This window comes from Streptomyces sp. NPDC053755 (genome assembly GCF_040677675.1).
Lineage (GTDB): Bacteria > Actinomycetota > Actinomycetes > Streptomycetales > Streptomycetaceae > Streptomyces.
In genome coordinates, this window is record NZ_JBFASK010000002.1 from 354606 (window position 1) to 368795 (window position 14190).

Sequence of the window (14190 nt, forward strand, 5' to 3'; positions counted from 1 at the left end):
CCGAGGGCGGCGGGTCAGCCGACGAGGCGGGCGGCGGCGATCCTCCGCACCGCCTCCGTCAGCTGCTCGGTGCTCGCGCACGTCGTCAGCCGCACGAACCCCTCCCCGCACGGCCCGAACGCCGTCCCCGGGATGGAGGAGACGCCCGCCCGGTGCAGCAGCTCCTCGGAGAACCGCTCGCTCGAGACGCCCTCGGGCGTACGGACCAGGGCGTACACCGCCGCGCTGGGCCGCAGCACCTCGAGACCGGCCGCCTCCAGGCCGTCGCAGAGGAGGTTCATGCGCGCGCGGTAGACGTCCCGCAGCCGGTCCGGATACTCCGTGGTGTCGGTGAGCGCGGTCACCGCCGCGTGCTGGACGGCGCCGGACGCCCCCGCGTCCGTATGGGTCCTGACGGCGCGCAGCGCCCCCACGGCGTGCGGATTGCCTGCCGCGAAGCCGACCCGCCGGCCCGGCATGCGGTACGCCTGCGACAGGGAGTGGAACTCGATCCCGCACTCCATCGCGCCCGGGGATCCGAGGAACGACGGCGGGGGCGCGCCGTCGTAGTAGATCTCGCTGTAGACCGCGTCGGATGCCACCAGGATGTCGTGGCGCAGCGCGAACCGGGCCAGCTCGTCGTAGAAGGCGCGGGGGGCCACGGCCCCCGTGGGGTTGTTGGGATAGCAGATCCAGAACAGCTTGGCCCGGCGGGCTGTGTCGGCCGGGATGGCGTCCAGGTCCGGCAGGAAGCCGTTCCGCTCCCGCAGGGGTACGCGCACCACCTCCGCGCCGCAGAACCTCGCCCACGTCGCGTAGACGGGATAGGCCGGGTCCGGTACGAGCACCACGTCGTCCCAGTCCAGATAGGCGAGCGCCAGATGGGCCATGGCCTCCTTGCTGCTCAGGGTCGCCAGCACCTCGGTCTCGGGATCGGCCGCGACGCCGAAGCGCCGGGCCAGGAAGCCGCTCGCCGCCTCCCGCAGGCGGCGCGCGCCGCGACAGGGCGCGTGGCGGTGCGCGGACGGGTCCCGCGCCGCCTCCCGCAACGCCTCGGCGATGTGCGGAGGAGTCGGCAGATCGCAGTCGCCGACACCGAGCGGGACCGGCGGGCGCCCGGTCCGCTCGGCCATCTCCCTCTCCCGGTCGACGAACGAGAACAGGTAGTCGTCCGTGGAAGCCGGACGACGGGCGGGCTCGGGCGGCACGTCCACACTCCTCAAGATCGGGAACGCCGGGGACGAACGTATCGACTTCCCCGTGGCGGGGCGCCGACTCCGTACTCCCGCTGACGACTTCTCGCCAATGCGCTCCGATTCCCGCCCGCGCCCCGCTAAGGTGCACGGCATCACGGATTCCGGGCACCTTCTGACCTGCACCTCACGGCCGTTCCGCTCCCCGGCCGCTCTGCCGTCGTTGCCGTTCCGCTCCCCGGCTCCCCGGCCGCCCCCGGCCCTTCCGCTCCCCGGCTCCCCGGCGCCTCCGCTCGGCCGGCATCGCCACCCCGTGCGCTCTCAGCGCGCCGGCGGCGGGATCACCGCCACCGGGCAGTGCGCGTGGTGCACCACGGCATGCGCGACCGATCCCATGAGCAGCGACTCCACCCGGTGCCCCCGATGGCGCCCCACCACGACGAGACCCGCGCTCCGTGACCCCTCCACCAGCCGCCCCGCCGCGTCCGACGGCACGACCACGGGGACGACCTCCACCTCCGGATACCGCTCGGTGAACGGCCGCAACCGCTCCCGCTGCCGCTCGGCCGTCTCCCGCACCAGATCCGGAGCGTCTTCCGACGGAAGAGGCGGCGGCACCTGCAGGGCCGGAGCGGGCGGACCGATCAGCATCACCGGCGACGGCGGCAGACGGTAGGCGGTCACCGCTTCGAGGCCCACACCGCGCTGCCGCGCGGCCTCGAAGGCGAAGGCGAGCACCTCGTCAGACGTCTCGTCCGGGTGGACGCCGGCCAGGATCCGTCCCGCCTCCGCGCCGCTCTCCAGCGACATGGCCCGCGCCTCGTGCGGCACGACGACGACCGGGCACGCCGCGGCCGACGCCAGAGCCCGGCTGGTCGAGCCCAGCAGCAGCGTCGCGAAACCACCGCGGCCGCGCGAGCCGACCACCAGCAGCCCTGCGCGTCGCGCCTCGGCCAGCAGCGCGTCGGTCACCGAGCCGTCCAGGGTGACGTACCGCACGGCCACACCCCCGCCGTCGCCCTCCCCGCCCCCGTCGTCCGTCGGCACGCCGCCCCGCTCCTCGATCCACGCGCGGACGCCGTCGGTGACGGGATCGCGGATCTCCGGCGCCTCCCCCAAGGAGGAGATGCGGGCGGCGCCGAGCTGGAGTGCCTCGGAGCGCACATGGGCGACCACGAGGGGCGCGCCCGACCCGCGGGCCGCGCTCAGGGCCCATTCGAGGGCCCGCAGACTGTTCTCGGACCCGTCGAAGCCGACGATGACAGACGTCTCGCTCATACCGGGATCATTTCCCGCACGCCGGGAGGCGCCCCGGACCGCCACGCCGACGCGTCGAAGGAGCCCCACCCGGTGATGCCCCGCAGAGCGCGCCCGTCACGCCCCGGGAGCGCCCGTTACGTCGAAGCGCCCCGGCCCGTCACGCCCCGGAGGCACCTGGCACATCGACGCCCCGGAGGCGCCCGGCCTCAGGAACCGTCCGCCCGTTCGGCGTTGAGCGCGTCCACGGCGGAGCGCGCCTCGCCGATCGTCACGTAGTCGACGGCCACGAAGGTGACGGGTCTGCCGCGCGCGCGTTCGCAGGCGTGAGCCCGGTCCAGGACGCTGTCCCGAGCGTTCACCTTCGCCGCGTCCAGGCGGCTGCCGCCGTCGATCGTGACGAAGTGGTTGAGCAGGAACAACCGCTTGTCCGTTCCGCCCCGGTGCGGCACGCAGGACATCTCCCCGGGGTCGCGGAAGGCGTACGGCGTCTCCATGGCGTAGTCGTAGAAATTGCGGTACCAGGGGGCCGGTCCGTCGGCCCGCTCGGCGAACACCACGAGCCGGCGCCCGGAGTCGACCATCTCGCCGAGCGTGGGCCAGCGGCGGTCCGGATCCCGGTCGGGCGTGTGGAGCAGGTCCACGAGGCCCGCTGCGCGGAAGGCCGCCTCGGTGTCGGCGGCGCTGACGGAGTCCTGGACGATGAGGGTGACGACCTCGGTGGGATGGTCGCGCAGCCAGTCGCCGATCCGCCGCAGTGCCGGGACCAGCTCCACCGCCCCCGCGCGGCACACGGAGTGACACAGCCACAGACCCGGCCTCGGCGGATTGAAGCGGGTGACGGCGTCGACGATCCGCCGCCGGGTCTCCGGCGGGAAGTCCGACTCCGCCAGCCGGGCCGTCACCTCCTCGGGCCGCTCCCACCGGTACGTGTCCAGCTGGAGCGCGCGTACCCCGGCGTTGAGCTGGCCGGTGATGTCGGGGTCCTGGAGCGGCCCGATGAACCGGTCCGCGGTCGTCGACATGCCGTTGTGCGAGGTGAGCTGGGCGACCTCGTCGTACCGCAGGTCGCACAGCCGCGCGTCCCCCTGACATACCCGGGAGCCGGCGCCGGCGAAGGCGAGGGGGACGAGGGCCACACCGCTGAGCGCCACGGCCGTCACGCCGGCCGCCGACCAGACGGACGCGCGGCGCGCCACCTCCAGGACGGGGCGCCGCTGGACGGCGAGACCCAGGGCGAGGGCCGTCGCCCCGGCCGCCAGCGCGACGAGAGCGGCCGTCAGCGCTCCGGAGAGGGCACGGTCGAGCGCGGTGCGCTGGATGTCGTCCACGAGCCGGGTCAGCGAATCCGGCCAGGACGCCGGGGGAGTGACCACCCGGCCGCCCGCGGCCAGACGCAGCACGGCCACGGCGAGGGCCGTGAGGATGCCGCCCGCCGCCAGGGCCCACCCCAGGTGGCGCAGCCGCCGGGGGAGTGACTCGGGGCCGGTGAACCACAGGGCGGCGAGCGCCGCCGCGCCCAGGAGCGCGGCCAGCGGCTCCACGACGCCGAGGGTGAGGTGGGTGGCTCCGCGGATCCGGTGGACGGTGTCGAGGGACCCGTCGCCGCGTTCGAGGTCGGCCGTGATGTTCCAGCTGCCGTCGTCGGCGGCCGTACGCACGCGCTCGACGGCCTCGCGCGTCCGGTCGGAGAAGACGGCGGGCCCCACGGACGCCAGGGCCGTCGCCACGTCGCCCTCCCGGAGCGCGAGATCCACCTCGGGACGCAGGTCCTCGCGCCGGCCCTCGGGCACGAGCCGGAGGAGGGCGTCGGAGGCGGTGGCCGCCTGAGAGGCGGTCAGGGACAGCTTGGGCAGCCCGGCCGGCGGCCGTCCGGCCGCCACCTCGACGAGCGAGGCGTCGAGTTCGCGGAGGAAGGCGGGGAAGTCGGGGGCGGGTCGCTCCTGGAGGGAGGCGACCAGGTCGCCGAAGTAGGCCTGGGTGAGGTGGCCGAGGTTGTCCACGACGGGCTGGAGATCGGCGGAGAGCGTCAGCGCGTCCCGGTCGCCCCGCAGGTACGCGATCAGATGCGCGATCTGCTCGTCGGTCAGGGCGCGAAGGGTCTCCGGCGGCAGCACCGTCTTCAGATTGGACGTCAGCACGGCCTCGTTCACCGGAAGCCGCCCCAGCAGCTCACGGGTGACGGGGGTCAGTTCGGGATCGACGAGCACCTCGTCGTAGAGCCGCTCGTACGTCCGCTCCCGGGCGAGGACGTCGCGGTGGAAACCCGCGTTCAGTACGGTGCTGCGCGCCGTGGCCGTGGCGGCGACGATCAGCACGCACAGCACCGCGCACACGTAGGCCACGCCGCGAAGGACCGGCATCCACGGAGGCGCACGCATCCCCTCATCCTGAGCCATCCGGGCCGCAGGCGCGACCCGGGGAGGGATCCGGACGCGTCGGAGCCGCTCGCCGGCGGCCCCGCGGAGCGCCGGCGGCGGGGGCGGAGCCCCTCGGTGACGGCCCGTCGGAGCCCTGCCGTCGGCGCGCCGGTACCGCTGTCAGTGGCGCAGGACGCTCGCGATGCGTCCCGCCGCGGCGAGCGTGCCGTCGGGAACGAAGCGCACCCGGGCGCCGGAACTCAGGGCCCGCTCGACGATCTCGTCCACGACGTCCTGCCGCGCGTCCGCCTCGTCCGCCGCGACGGGCTCCAGGTGGTCGCCGTGGTCGCGCACGATCACCCGGAACGTGTCCTCCACCGCCAGCAGCCCCACCCGGCCATCGGACACACCGCGCCAGACCTCGTCCAGGCCTCCCGCGAAGGTCTTCTGGCTGCGAGCCCGGTCCAGCTGACCGAGCAGCGACGCCACCTCGTGCCGCGACTGTTCCCCGACCGCCGGCGCGACCGCGTCGCGCACGGCCGAGGCCGGTCCGGCGGCGAGGCCGCCGTGCGTGACCGTGGTCAGCGCGTGCTTGGCGACGGTCCCGACCTCGGCCAGGAGCGAGAGCGCGGGGGCGTCACCGACGATGTAGAGCGGCCGGGGGTCGGCGTCCAGGGCCAGCACCGCCGCCACGTCCGCGTCGCGCAGGAACTGCCGTGTCCGCTCGTCCCCGTAGGTGCCCGGCACGTCGCCGACGCGCTCCTCCCGCTCCACGTCCCGCTTCTCGAGGCTCCGCGTCACGGGGAAGGTGCCGTCGGACCGCTCCGTCAGCCGCTCGCCGGCCCCGCTCCACAGGGACACCCGGTCGGCCGCCACCACCAGGACCCAGTAGGGCCGGGCGAGTGTGCGCGCGGCGACGAGGTTGCGGGTCAGGAACGTGTCCGAGAGGACGACCCGCTCCGGCACGGCACGTGACACCGTCCACACGTGGTGCTCGCCGGGCGCGGCGAAGAGGACCAGTCCCTCCTCGGCGTGCGCCGGATCGACCGCGGACACGGCGGCCCGCAGCTGCCCGACCACGTCCAGGCGGCACTCGCGGGCGACGGCCGGATCCGCCTCGAGACGCTGCTCGGCCTCGGCGACGAGGTTGCGCAGACGGACCCGGTCCTGCGCGTCGTCCGGTTCGCGACGGTGCGTGGGCATGAGGATCGACAGCGCCGGGTACGGCCGAGGCTCGCGCAGCCGGGCCAGGACGGCGGTGCTGAGGTGGGGGTGCATCGGGTCCCTTCCGACGGGAGGTGGCCGGCCGCCTCGGCGTGCCCGACGGGGCGGCGGCACATCAACGAAAAGAACCCTATGTCCGATTGCGGGGGGTGGCAGAACTTCCGCGCCAGATGACGAAGCGCCGCCGCGCGGGAAGGCGGGCCGCCATACTGGGCGGCGGCGGGAGCAGAGAGGCAGACGAATGACATGAGTCAGAACGCGGCGTACGACGTCCTCGTGGTCGGTGGCGGCGGCGTGGACACCATCGTCCGGGTCGGCTCCCTTCCGGTCCCGCTCGCCGACTCGGTCCACGTCGGACCGATCGAGGAGTGGGCCGGGCACACCGGCGGGAACGTGGCCCTCGGGGCCCGGGCGCTCGGGCTGCGCGTGGCGATGCTCGACTGCGTGGGCGACGACTGGATCGGCACCCTGGTGCGGGAACGACTGGCCGAGGGCGGTGTGGAGTTCGCTCCGCTGATCTCGCCCGCCGGCACCCGTCGCGCGGTCAACCTGGTGGACGCCACCGGCCGCCGCATGTCGTTCTACGACGCCCGCGACCCGGACGACCTGCGGATGCCGAGAGACTTCTACCTGCCCCGGCTGCGCCGCACGCGCCATGTCCATCTCTCCATCATGAACTTCACGCGGTTCCTCTACGACGACATCCGGGACCTCGGCGTCCCCGTCTCCACCGACCTCCACGACTGGGACGGACTGGCCGAGCACCACCGGGAGTTCGCCCTGCGCTCCGACCTCGTCTTCCTCAGCGCGGCGGGCACGGGGGACGGCGTCGACGCGCTGATGCGGGAGATCCTGCGCGAAGGCCGCGCCGGGACGGTGATCGCCACGGCGGGCGCGGACGGCTCCTACGTCCTCACCCGGGACGGCGGTTCCACCCCCCGCCACGTCCCGGCGGTCGCCCCGTCCGCCCCCGTGGTGGACTCGAACGGCGCGGGCGACGCGTTCGTCTCCGGGTTCCTGTACGGCCGGCTCGCCGGGCGCGACGTCCTCGACTGCGCACGGCTGGGCGCCGTGGCGGGCGCGCACGCGTGCACCGGCCCGGGGTCCACGGCCCTCATCGACGAGGCGGCGCTGCTGGCGGCGGAGAGGTCGGCACGCGAGGGTTCCTAGCCTCGGCCCGGCGGCCCCGGCACGTCCGCCCCGGGCCGGCCGGCTCCCGGCGGCCGGCCCGTCCCCGGCCGCCGCCGTCACTCGTACGCCCGAAGGCCGCGCGGCTCGGCGGGGGCCCGGCCCGGGACCGCCGGGCAGGAGTGCGGCGGTCAGAGCACGCGGTCGTCGCGGTGGCGGCCCAGCGCGCGGCCGTAGCGTGCGGAGACGGCCGGCATGAGACCGGAGCCGTCGGCGGGACGCTCCAGGCCGAAGACGTACCCGGGGAAGTCGAGCTCCCGTTGGACCGCCCAGATCTCCTCGTGCCGCTCCGGTGGCAGGACGCGTGCCGGGTCGCCGACCGCCACCCAGCCGATCGGCACGGTCGCCCCGGCGGCGAGCACGGTCCGCAGGTGGACCACGCCGTTGACCCGCACCTCGGCGCCCGCCCCGATCCGGGCCCCGTTGAACACCCGTGTCCCCGACGCCAGGAACACGTCGTCCTCGACCGCACACCCGGTCAGACAGGCACCCGGCCCCACCAGGACGTGCCGGCCCAGGCGCACGGGGTCCCGGGGCGTTCCCCGCAGGACGGCGTTCTCCATCACGATGCAGCCCTCGTCGAGCTCCACGGGCCCGCCCTCGGCGGTGAGCACCGCGCCGAACAGCACCCGGCAGCCGGGCCCCACGCGGACGTCCCCGCAGAGCGTGGCGGTCGGTGCGACGTAGGCGGACGGGTGCACGGTCGGCTCGGCGCCGTCATGGCTCAGCAACATGCATGGATGATGCACGATCCCCAGGGCCGCTGTCCCGGCCGAGGCGTGTCGGCGTCACGCCCCGGCACCCGCGACCGCAGGATGGGCGCACCGGCCGTGTCGAGGGATCCGAGGAGGCCATGCCGTCATGGGCGATCTTCTGCTGGTGCGCCACGGTGAGACCGCGTGGAGCGGATCAGGCCGCCACACCGGGCGCACGGACATCCCCCTCACCCCCCGGGGCGAACACCAGGCCGCCACGCTCGCCCCGTTCTTCGCCGGCCGCTCCTTCGCCCGCGTCCTGACCAGCACCCTGCGCCGGGCGGTGCACACCGCCGAACTCGCCGGACTCACCCCGGCCGTCGCCGATCCCGATCTGTCCGAGTGGGACTACGGTGCCTACGAAGGGCTGACCACGCCCGACATCCTGCGCACGCGCCCCGGCTGGTCGCTCTGGACCGACGGCGTGCCCGACGGCCCTCCCGGCCGTCCGGGTGAGAACGCCGAGCAGGTGGGGGCACGCGCGGACCGGGTACTGGAGCGGGTGGCCGAGGCGGTCGACGCCTCGGGACAGGACGTCGTCCTGGTCGCCCACGCCCACGTCCTGCGTGTGCTCACCGCCCGGTACCTGTGCCTGCCGCCCGCCGAGGGACGGCTCTTCCTCCTGGAGACCGGGACGGTGAGCCGGCTGTCCCGGGAACACTCGCTGCCGGTCGTCGCGGGCTGGAACACCCGCCCGTAGGGCGGTCGAAGCCGTAGAGGCCGGGCGCTCCGGACCCGGCGGGCCGACGGTCCGCACGCCCGCCGTCGGCCCGCCCGGCCCGGGTCCGCGACGGTCGGCGCGAGCCCGTCAGCCCCTCGCGCCGTTCCACCGGGCCGAGCCGTCGCGGCCGGCCGTGTAGGCGCCGTGCATCCCCGGCCTTGTGGAAGGCGTCCAGCGCCGCGCGCAGCGCCTCGCGGTCCATTGCGGGGCGCGGAACGGTGGCCGCGGCGCCCGGGGACGTGACGTCCGACGCGCGAGCGGCGCCGGCGCGCGCGTCGCCCGACGCCTGCGCGGGCAGCACGCCCAGGGAGATGGCCGGCGCGGCGAGGGGGGCCACGGCGGTCGCGCGGGCGCGGGAACGGCGCTGTAAGCGGCGGGTGTCGGTGTGGGCCAAGGTCATGAACGCCCCCCGTTCGGTCGGTGCGGCGCACGAGGTGTGCGCTGATCACCATCCTCGGCTCCGGTCACGCGGCCGGCCTCCTCCGTCGGCACGATCTCGTGCAGCAGAAGGGCATGACACATGTCAGGGCCGAGCGGCGGCCGGGAGGCCGTCACCGCCCTTGTCCACGCGCCTGATCGGCCGGCCCGTTCCGTCCCGCCACGAGCCGGTTCCGTCCCACGGCGAGTCGGCCCGTTCCGTCCCGCCACGGCCGCTCCGGGCGCCTCGTCGGCCGCATCGCATCGCGTCGCACGGCCGCTCGCCTCCGGGGCTCCCGGAGGCCCGTCAGTCGAGCGGAGGCGCGACGAGAGTGTCGGACTGGTGCGCGCGCCGCAGGGAGTCGGCCACGAACCCGTCGCGCTTCAGCTCCTCCACGAGCTCCCGCAGGAACCGCACGCTCTCGGGCCGCCGGGTCACCGGTGTGCCCACCGCCTGCCGGATGCGCATGAAACGGCCGTCGATCAGCCGGACGTCGGGGTTCGCCGCGACGAACTCCGTCATCGGCTGCCGGATGCCGGCCGCCACCTCCAGGTTCTCCGCGCGGAAGGCGTCCACCCCGTCCGTCCCGCGGACGACGCTCGCGTGCCGCAGCGTACGGCCGAGGAAGAGGTCGTAGGCCGAGCCGTGCTTCACACCGATGCGCACACCGGGCCGGTCGACCTCCTCGACCGTCACCAGAGGGGAGTCGAGGGGGACGGCGAACACGCCCTCGATCACGACGTAGGGCGAGGTGAACGCGACCGCGGCCTCCCGCGCCGGTTCGACGGCGAGGAAGCAGAGGTCGGCGCGGCCCGACGCCATCGCCTCGTACGACCTGCGCGCCGCGTCGAAGCAGAGCAGCTCGACCGGCACGTCCAGCCGGGCGGCGATCTCCCGGGCGAGGTCGACGGTGACACCGCTCGGCGCCTCGGGGGTGCCCTGCGCGAGGACCGGATTGCCGAGGTTGATCGAGGCACGCAGGACTCCGGCGGGAGCCAGATCATCGATGACGGCGGCGGGCACGTTGTCCATGGGCGGGAGTCTAGAAGGTCGTCCCGCAGGCCCTGCCCGGGGTCGCGGTCCGTCACGTGCCCTGCCGTTCACGCCGGACCGGGGTAGGCGGGAACGTGCCGGACCGCCGTTCGATGGCACACTGGCCGCCGATCGTTCCGAGGAGTCCACCGTGTCGCTCATCCACAACCTCCGGCGCACCGTCCGTCGCGCCTACCGGAGGACCGTCGACCTGAGCCACCCCGCGCGCTCGCCGCTGGGCAGCGCGGTGGTCAACTGTGTGGTGTACGAGGACGGCGCACGGCAGAAGGGGGCCTGTCCCGCCGACGAGGCGGTGCGACGCGTACGCGGATCGGGCGACGGGTTCGTCTGGATCGGCCTCCACGAGCCGTCCGTGGAGGAGTTCGCCGGACTCGCGGAGCTGTTCGGCCTGCATCCGCTCGCCGTCGAGGACGCCGTCCACGCCCATCAGCGGCCCAAGCTCGAACGCTACGACGACACGCTCTTCGCCGTGTTCAAGACGGTGCGGTACGTCGAGCACGACGAGCTCACCGCCACCAGCGAGGTCGTGGACACCGGAGAGCTGATGGTCTTCACCGGCGCCGACTTCGTCATCACCGTCCGGCACGGGCGGCACGGTTCGCTCGGTCCCCTCAGGGAGGCCCTGGAAGCCGACCCGGATCAGCTCGCCAAGGGGCCCGCGGCGGTCCTGTACGCCATAGCCGACCACGTGGTGGACGACTACCTGGCCGTGGCCGACGCCGTACAGAACGACATCGACGCCGTCGAGACCGCCGTCTTCAGCGAACAGGCCTCCCGCGGGGACGCCGGCCGCGTCTACCAGCTGAAGCGCGAACTCCTGGAACTCAAGCGGGCCGTGACCCCTCTGGACCGCCCGCTCCAGACCCTGGCCGCGCGGCCCCTGCCGCTCGTGGGCCCGGACATCCAGCCGTACTTCCGCGACGTCGCCGACCACCTGTCCCGGATCACCGAGCAGATCACGTCGTTCGACGCGCTCCTGGACTCCATCCTCCAGGCCCACCTCGCCCAGGTGACCGTCGCGCAGAACGAGGACATGCGCAAGATCACGGCATGGGCGGCCATCATCGCCGTTCCCACGATGGTGTGCGGTGTGTACGGCATGAACTTCGAGCACATGCCCGAACTGAGGTGGACCTACGGCTACCCGCTCGTCGTGGGCGCGATGGCGGTGGCGTGCTTCCTCCTCCATCGCAGCTTCCGGCGCAACGGCTGGCTCTGAGCCCGGGCCGGCGCCGACGCGGGCGCGGTCGGACGCGGAGGAATGGCGGCCCGCCCGGCCGGGTGGGAGGGTCGGAAGGACTGTACGCCCACCGTGGCCACAGGCGGCTCTCGATCCGGTCGCGGGCGCCTGCCTGTGGTGCGACGAGACGAGGTGTCCATGCCGCCACCCCCGGCGCCGCTGTTCGTCATGGACGACCACGGCCTGGTGCTGCACTGGAGCGCCGACGCCCGACGCGTGTTCGGGTACACGGCGGCGCAGGCCGTGGGCATGCCCGCCCTGGAGGTGCTGGCCGGCACGCCGGCGCCGGGGAACTGGCACGTCCGCTCGGTCCCGGGGGCCCCGGGGGCGCGGGAATGGGGCGTGTGGGACGCCGGCGACAGCGGGCCCGCCCCGCGAGACGCCACCGGCCGGGCCGCCCAGGTCGACGGCCTCGACGAAGCCGTGCTGGACGCGGTCTTCACCCAGTCGGCGATCGGCCTGCACGTCCTCGACCCGGAGCTGCGCCTGCTGCGTCTGAACGCCGTGGCCGTCGGCATGCGCGGAGTGCCGGAGGACCAGATCCTGGGCCGTCCCATCAGCGAGGCGTACGGGCCTTACGCCCCCGACATCCCCGAGGACATCCTGCGCGACGTGCTGGCCACCGGCCGGGCGCGGCGGGAGGTGCTCGTCCGGGGCCGTCCCCCCGTCGACCCGCACCGCCGGCACGTCTTCTCGACCTCGGCCTACCGGATCCAGGACCGGTCGGGCCGGCCGCTCGGAGTGGTGGCGACCGCCGTGGACGTCACCGCCCGCGAGCGGGCCCAGGGCCGGCTGAGTCTCCTGCACGCCGCCCACGAGCGGATCGGACGCAGCCTGGACGTCCTGCGTACGGCGGAGGAGCTGGTCGACGTGACGGTGCCGGCGTTCGCCGACTCGGCGATCGTCGCCCTCACGGACTCCGTACTGCGCGGGCAGGAACCGGAGCTTCTGCCGAGGGAGGGCGTGCCGCTGCTGCGCTGCGCGGCGACGGCGGGGGACTGCGCCGCGGGACGCACACCGACGGTCGGGGCGGTCCTGCTGCCGGGCCTCTTCGGCGACCCCCTGCCCCGGGAGCCGGTGCTCCTGCTCGACGGTCACCCCGACGTCGACGGCCACTCCGACGGCGGCTCCGGGAGCCCCGAGCCGGAAGCCGGGGGGAAGGGCGCCGGGGGGACGGGGAACGGCCCGGGAGAGACCGTGCCGGGGGAGACGGGCCCGGTGGAGAGCGGGCGCCCCGGCTCCGGGGACCCCGCTTCACCGGCCCTCGGACCGCAGGCTTCCCCCGGCCCGCAGCCCTCTCCCGCCGATCACCCCGATCACCGGACGCTGGTGGCTCCGCTCATCGTCCGCGGCCAGCTCTTCGGCGTCGCCGCCTTCCACCGGCCCGCCGCGTCCGAGGCGTTCGACCGGGGCGACCTGGCGCTCGCCGAACAGGTCGCCGCCCACACGGCGACCTGTCTGGACAACGCGCTCCGCTTCACCCGCGAGCACATCGTCATGACCGCCCTCCAGGGATGGCCGCTGAGGCAGGAGACCGCGACCGAGCGCGCCTTCGAGGTCGCCCAGCGGCATCGCCCCGGCGGCACCGGCGCCGGTTCGTGGTTCGACGTGATCCCGCTGCCGGGCGCCCGCGCGGCCCTCGTGGTGGGCAAGGTCGAACAACCGGGCATCAGTGCCGTGGCGACGATGAGCCAGCTCAGGACCGCCGTACACACGCTCAGCACGCTCGACCTCGACCCCCATGAACTCCTCGCGCGGCTGCACGCCACGACGCTCCGGCTCGCCCGCGAACAGGTCAAGGTGCCCGGCGTCGAAGAGCCCACCGCCAGCTGCACCTTCGTGGTCCACGACCCGGTCAGCGGGCGGCTCGACGTCGCACGGGCGGGATCGTCGCTCTTCGCCGTCGTCCGTCCGGACGGTTCGATCGATGCCGCGCCGCTGCCGAGCGGCCCGCTCCTCGGTGGCGACGGGCCGCCCTTCGCCAGCGCCGAGTTCAGCCTCCCGGAGGGCAGCACGCTCTGTCTGGCCTCCGAGGACGCCGCGCCCGAAGCAGGCCGGCCGGCGGAGCTGCTCGTCCAGGCGCTCCGCCACCCGGACCGAAGCCCCGAGCGCATGGCCGACGACGTCGAGAGGCTCATCGCCGCCGACGCGGTCCTCCTCGTCGCCCGGACGCGGCACCTCCCGGAGTCCGAACTGGCGCGCTGGGACGTGCCGGCCGACGCCTCCGCCATCGGCCACACCCGCCGCGACGTCCGACGACGCCTGAGGGAATGGGGGACACGGGTCGACCCGTTCGCCGTGGAACTCGTGGTCAGCGAACTGCTGACCAACGCCTTCCGCTACGGCTCCGAGCCCATCACCTTGCGCCTGATCAAAGGCGAGCACACGCTCACCTGCGAAGTGACCGACGGCGCGCTCACCGCGCCCCATCTGCGGCACGCCAAGGCGAACGACGAGGGCGGACGCGGCCTGCACATCTCCGCGAGCCTCACCCAGTGCTGGGGCGTCCGGTTCTCGGCGAGGGACAAGACGGTCTGGGCGGAGATCGCCGAGGACACGACCCTCTGACCGCCGGGCACTCCGGCGTGGCGACGCGGGCCCGGGGAGGTGGCCGGAGTCGGGTCCCGCGCGGCGGTCCTGCGGGGGCGATGTCTTCCGGCACGAGGTCCGGAAACCCCTTTGCGCCGGTCGCCGACGGCTTGTTAGCGTCCCGTGCGCGCGTACTCGCGTGCGATCGCGTGTGATCACGAGGGTGACAAGGTGACGAGGGGGTTGATGACCATGGCTGCCACGGCCGCCGTC

10 protein-coding genes are annotated in these 14190 nt (G+C 74.5%); 4 read left to right on the forward strand and 6 right to left on the reverse strand.

Annotation, left to right across the window (positions count from 1 at the left end; translation table 11 throughout):
• Nucleotides 1-14: 14 nt before the first annotated feature.
• From AB0K65_RS04280 to AB0K65_RS04295, 4 genes are all read right to left on the reverse strand, one after another.
• Nucleotides 15-1187: an aminotransferase class I/II-fold pyridoxal phosphate-dependent enzyme gene (locus AB0K65_RS04280; protein ID WP_365714161.1), complete on the reverse strand. Its 1173-nt coding sequence runs from the start codon at nt 1185-1187 to the stop codon at nt 15-17.
• A gap of 306 nt (nt 1188-1493) precedes the next feature.
• Nucleotides 1494-2450: a universal stress protein gene (locus tag AB0K65_RS04285; RefSeq protein ID WP_365714162.1), complete on the reverse strand. Its 957-nt coding sequence runs from the start codon at nt 2448-2450 to the stop codon at nt 1494-1496.
• A gap of 188 nt (nt 2451-2638) precedes the next feature.
• The gene (locus AB0K65_RS04290; protein WP_365714163.1) at nt 2639-4810 is read right to left on the reverse strand and encodes a PI-PLC domain-containing protein; all 2172 of its coding nucleotides are present in this window, start codon (nt 4808-4810) and stop codon (nt 2639-2641) included.
• A 159-nt stretch (nt 4811-4969) separates the two neighbouring features.
• Complete coding sequence (locus AB0K65_RS04295) at nt 4970-6067, reverse strand: chemotaxis protein (protein ID WP_365714164.1); 1098 nt, start codon at nt 6065-6067, stop codon at nt 4970-4972.
• Nucleotides 6068-6259: 192 nt separating this feature from the next.
• On the opposite strand from AB0K65_RS04295, the gene AB0K65_RS04300 reads away from it, so the two are divergent.
• Entirely contained in the window at nt 6260-7183 is a 924-nt protein-coding gene (locus AB0K65_RS04300) for a PfkB family carbohydrate kinase (RefSeq protein ID WP_365714165.1), read from the forward strand.
• A 149-nt stretch (nt 7184-7332) separates the two neighbouring features.
• On the opposite strand, the gene AB0K65_RS04305 is transcribed toward AB0K65_RS04300, so the two are convergent.
• Nucleotides 7333-7935 carry a gamma carbonic anhydrase family protein gene (locus tag AB0K65_RS04305; RefSeq protein WP_365714166.1) on the reverse strand — a complete coding sequence of 201 codons (603 nt, stop codon included), beginning with the start codon at nt 7933-7935 and terminating at the stop codon, nt 7333-7335.
• Between the two features lie 127 nt (nt 7936-8062).
• Here AB0K65_RS04305 and AB0K65_RS04310 point away from each other — a divergent pair, with 127 nt between their 5' ends.
• On the forward strand, nt 8063-8656 hold the full coding sequence (locus AB0K65_RS04310; protein WP_365714167.1) for a histidine phosphatase family protein: 594 nt from the start codon (nt 8063-8065) through the stop codon (nt 8654-8656).
• Between the two features lie 745 nt (nt 8657-9401).
• Here AB0K65_RS04310 and AB0K65_RS04315 read toward each other — a convergent pair.
• Nucleotides 9402-10127 (reverse strand): transporter substrate-binding domain-containing protein, encoded by a 726-nt coding sequence (locus AB0K65_RS04315; protein WP_365714168.1) that lies wholly within the window; start codon nt 10125-10127, stop codon nt 9402-9404.
• A gap of 151 nt (nt 10128-10278) precedes the next feature.
• Here AB0K65_RS04315 and corA point away from each other — a divergent pair, with 151 nt between their 5' ends.
• Both corA and AB0K65_RS04325 read left to right on the forward strand, forming a co-directional pair.
• On the forward strand, nt 10279-11367 hold the full coding sequence (gene corA / locus AB0K65_RS04320; RefSeq protein ID WP_365714169.1) for a magnesium/cobalt transporter CorA: 1089 nt from the start codon (nt 10279-10281) through the stop codon (nt 11365-11367).
• 159 nt (nt 11368-11526) lie between these two features.
• Nucleotides 11527-13956 carry a SpoIIE family protein phosphatase gene (locus AB0K65_RS04325; protein ID WP_365714170.1) on the forward strand — a complete coding sequence of 810 codons (2430 nt, stop codon included), beginning with the start codon at nt 11527-11529 and terminating at the stop codon, nt 13954-13956.
• The last annotated feature ends 234 nt before the right edge of the window (nt 13957-14190 follow it).

Coding starts and splice junctions, on each gene's coding strand:
- AB0K65_RS04285 (WP_365714162.1), bottom strand. CDS start 2,450: ATGAGCGAGACGTCTGTCATCGTCGGCTTCGACGGGTCCGAGAACAGT.
- AB0K65_RS04290 (WP_365714163.1), bottom strand. CDS start 4,810: ATGCGTGCGCCTCCGTGGATGCCGGTCCTTCGCGGCGTGGCCTACGTG.
- AB0K65_RS04295 (WP_365714164.1), bottom strand. CDS start 6,067: ATGCACCCCCACCTCAGCACCGCCGTCCTGGCCCGGCTGCGCGAGCCT.
- AB0K65_RS04300 (WP_365714165.1), top strand. CDS start 6,260: ATGAGTCAGAACGCGGCGTACGACGTCCTCGTGGTCGGTGGCGGCGGC.
- AB0K65_RS04305 (WP_365714166.1), bottom strand. CDS start 7,935: ATGTTGCTGAGCCATGACGGCGCCGAGCCGACCGTGCACCCGTCCGCC.
- AB0K65_RS04310 (WP_365714167.1), top strand. CDS start 8,063: ATGGGCGATCTTCTGCTGGTGCGCCACGGTGAGACCGCGTGGAGCGGA.
- AB0K65_RS04315 (WP_365714168.1), bottom strand. CDS start 10,127: ATGGACAACGTGCCCGCCGCCGTCATCGATGATCTGGCTCCCGCCGGA.
- AB0K65_RS04325 (WP_365714170.1), top strand. CDS start 11,527: ATGCCGCCACCCCCGGCGCCGCTGTTCGTCATGGACGACCACGGCCTG.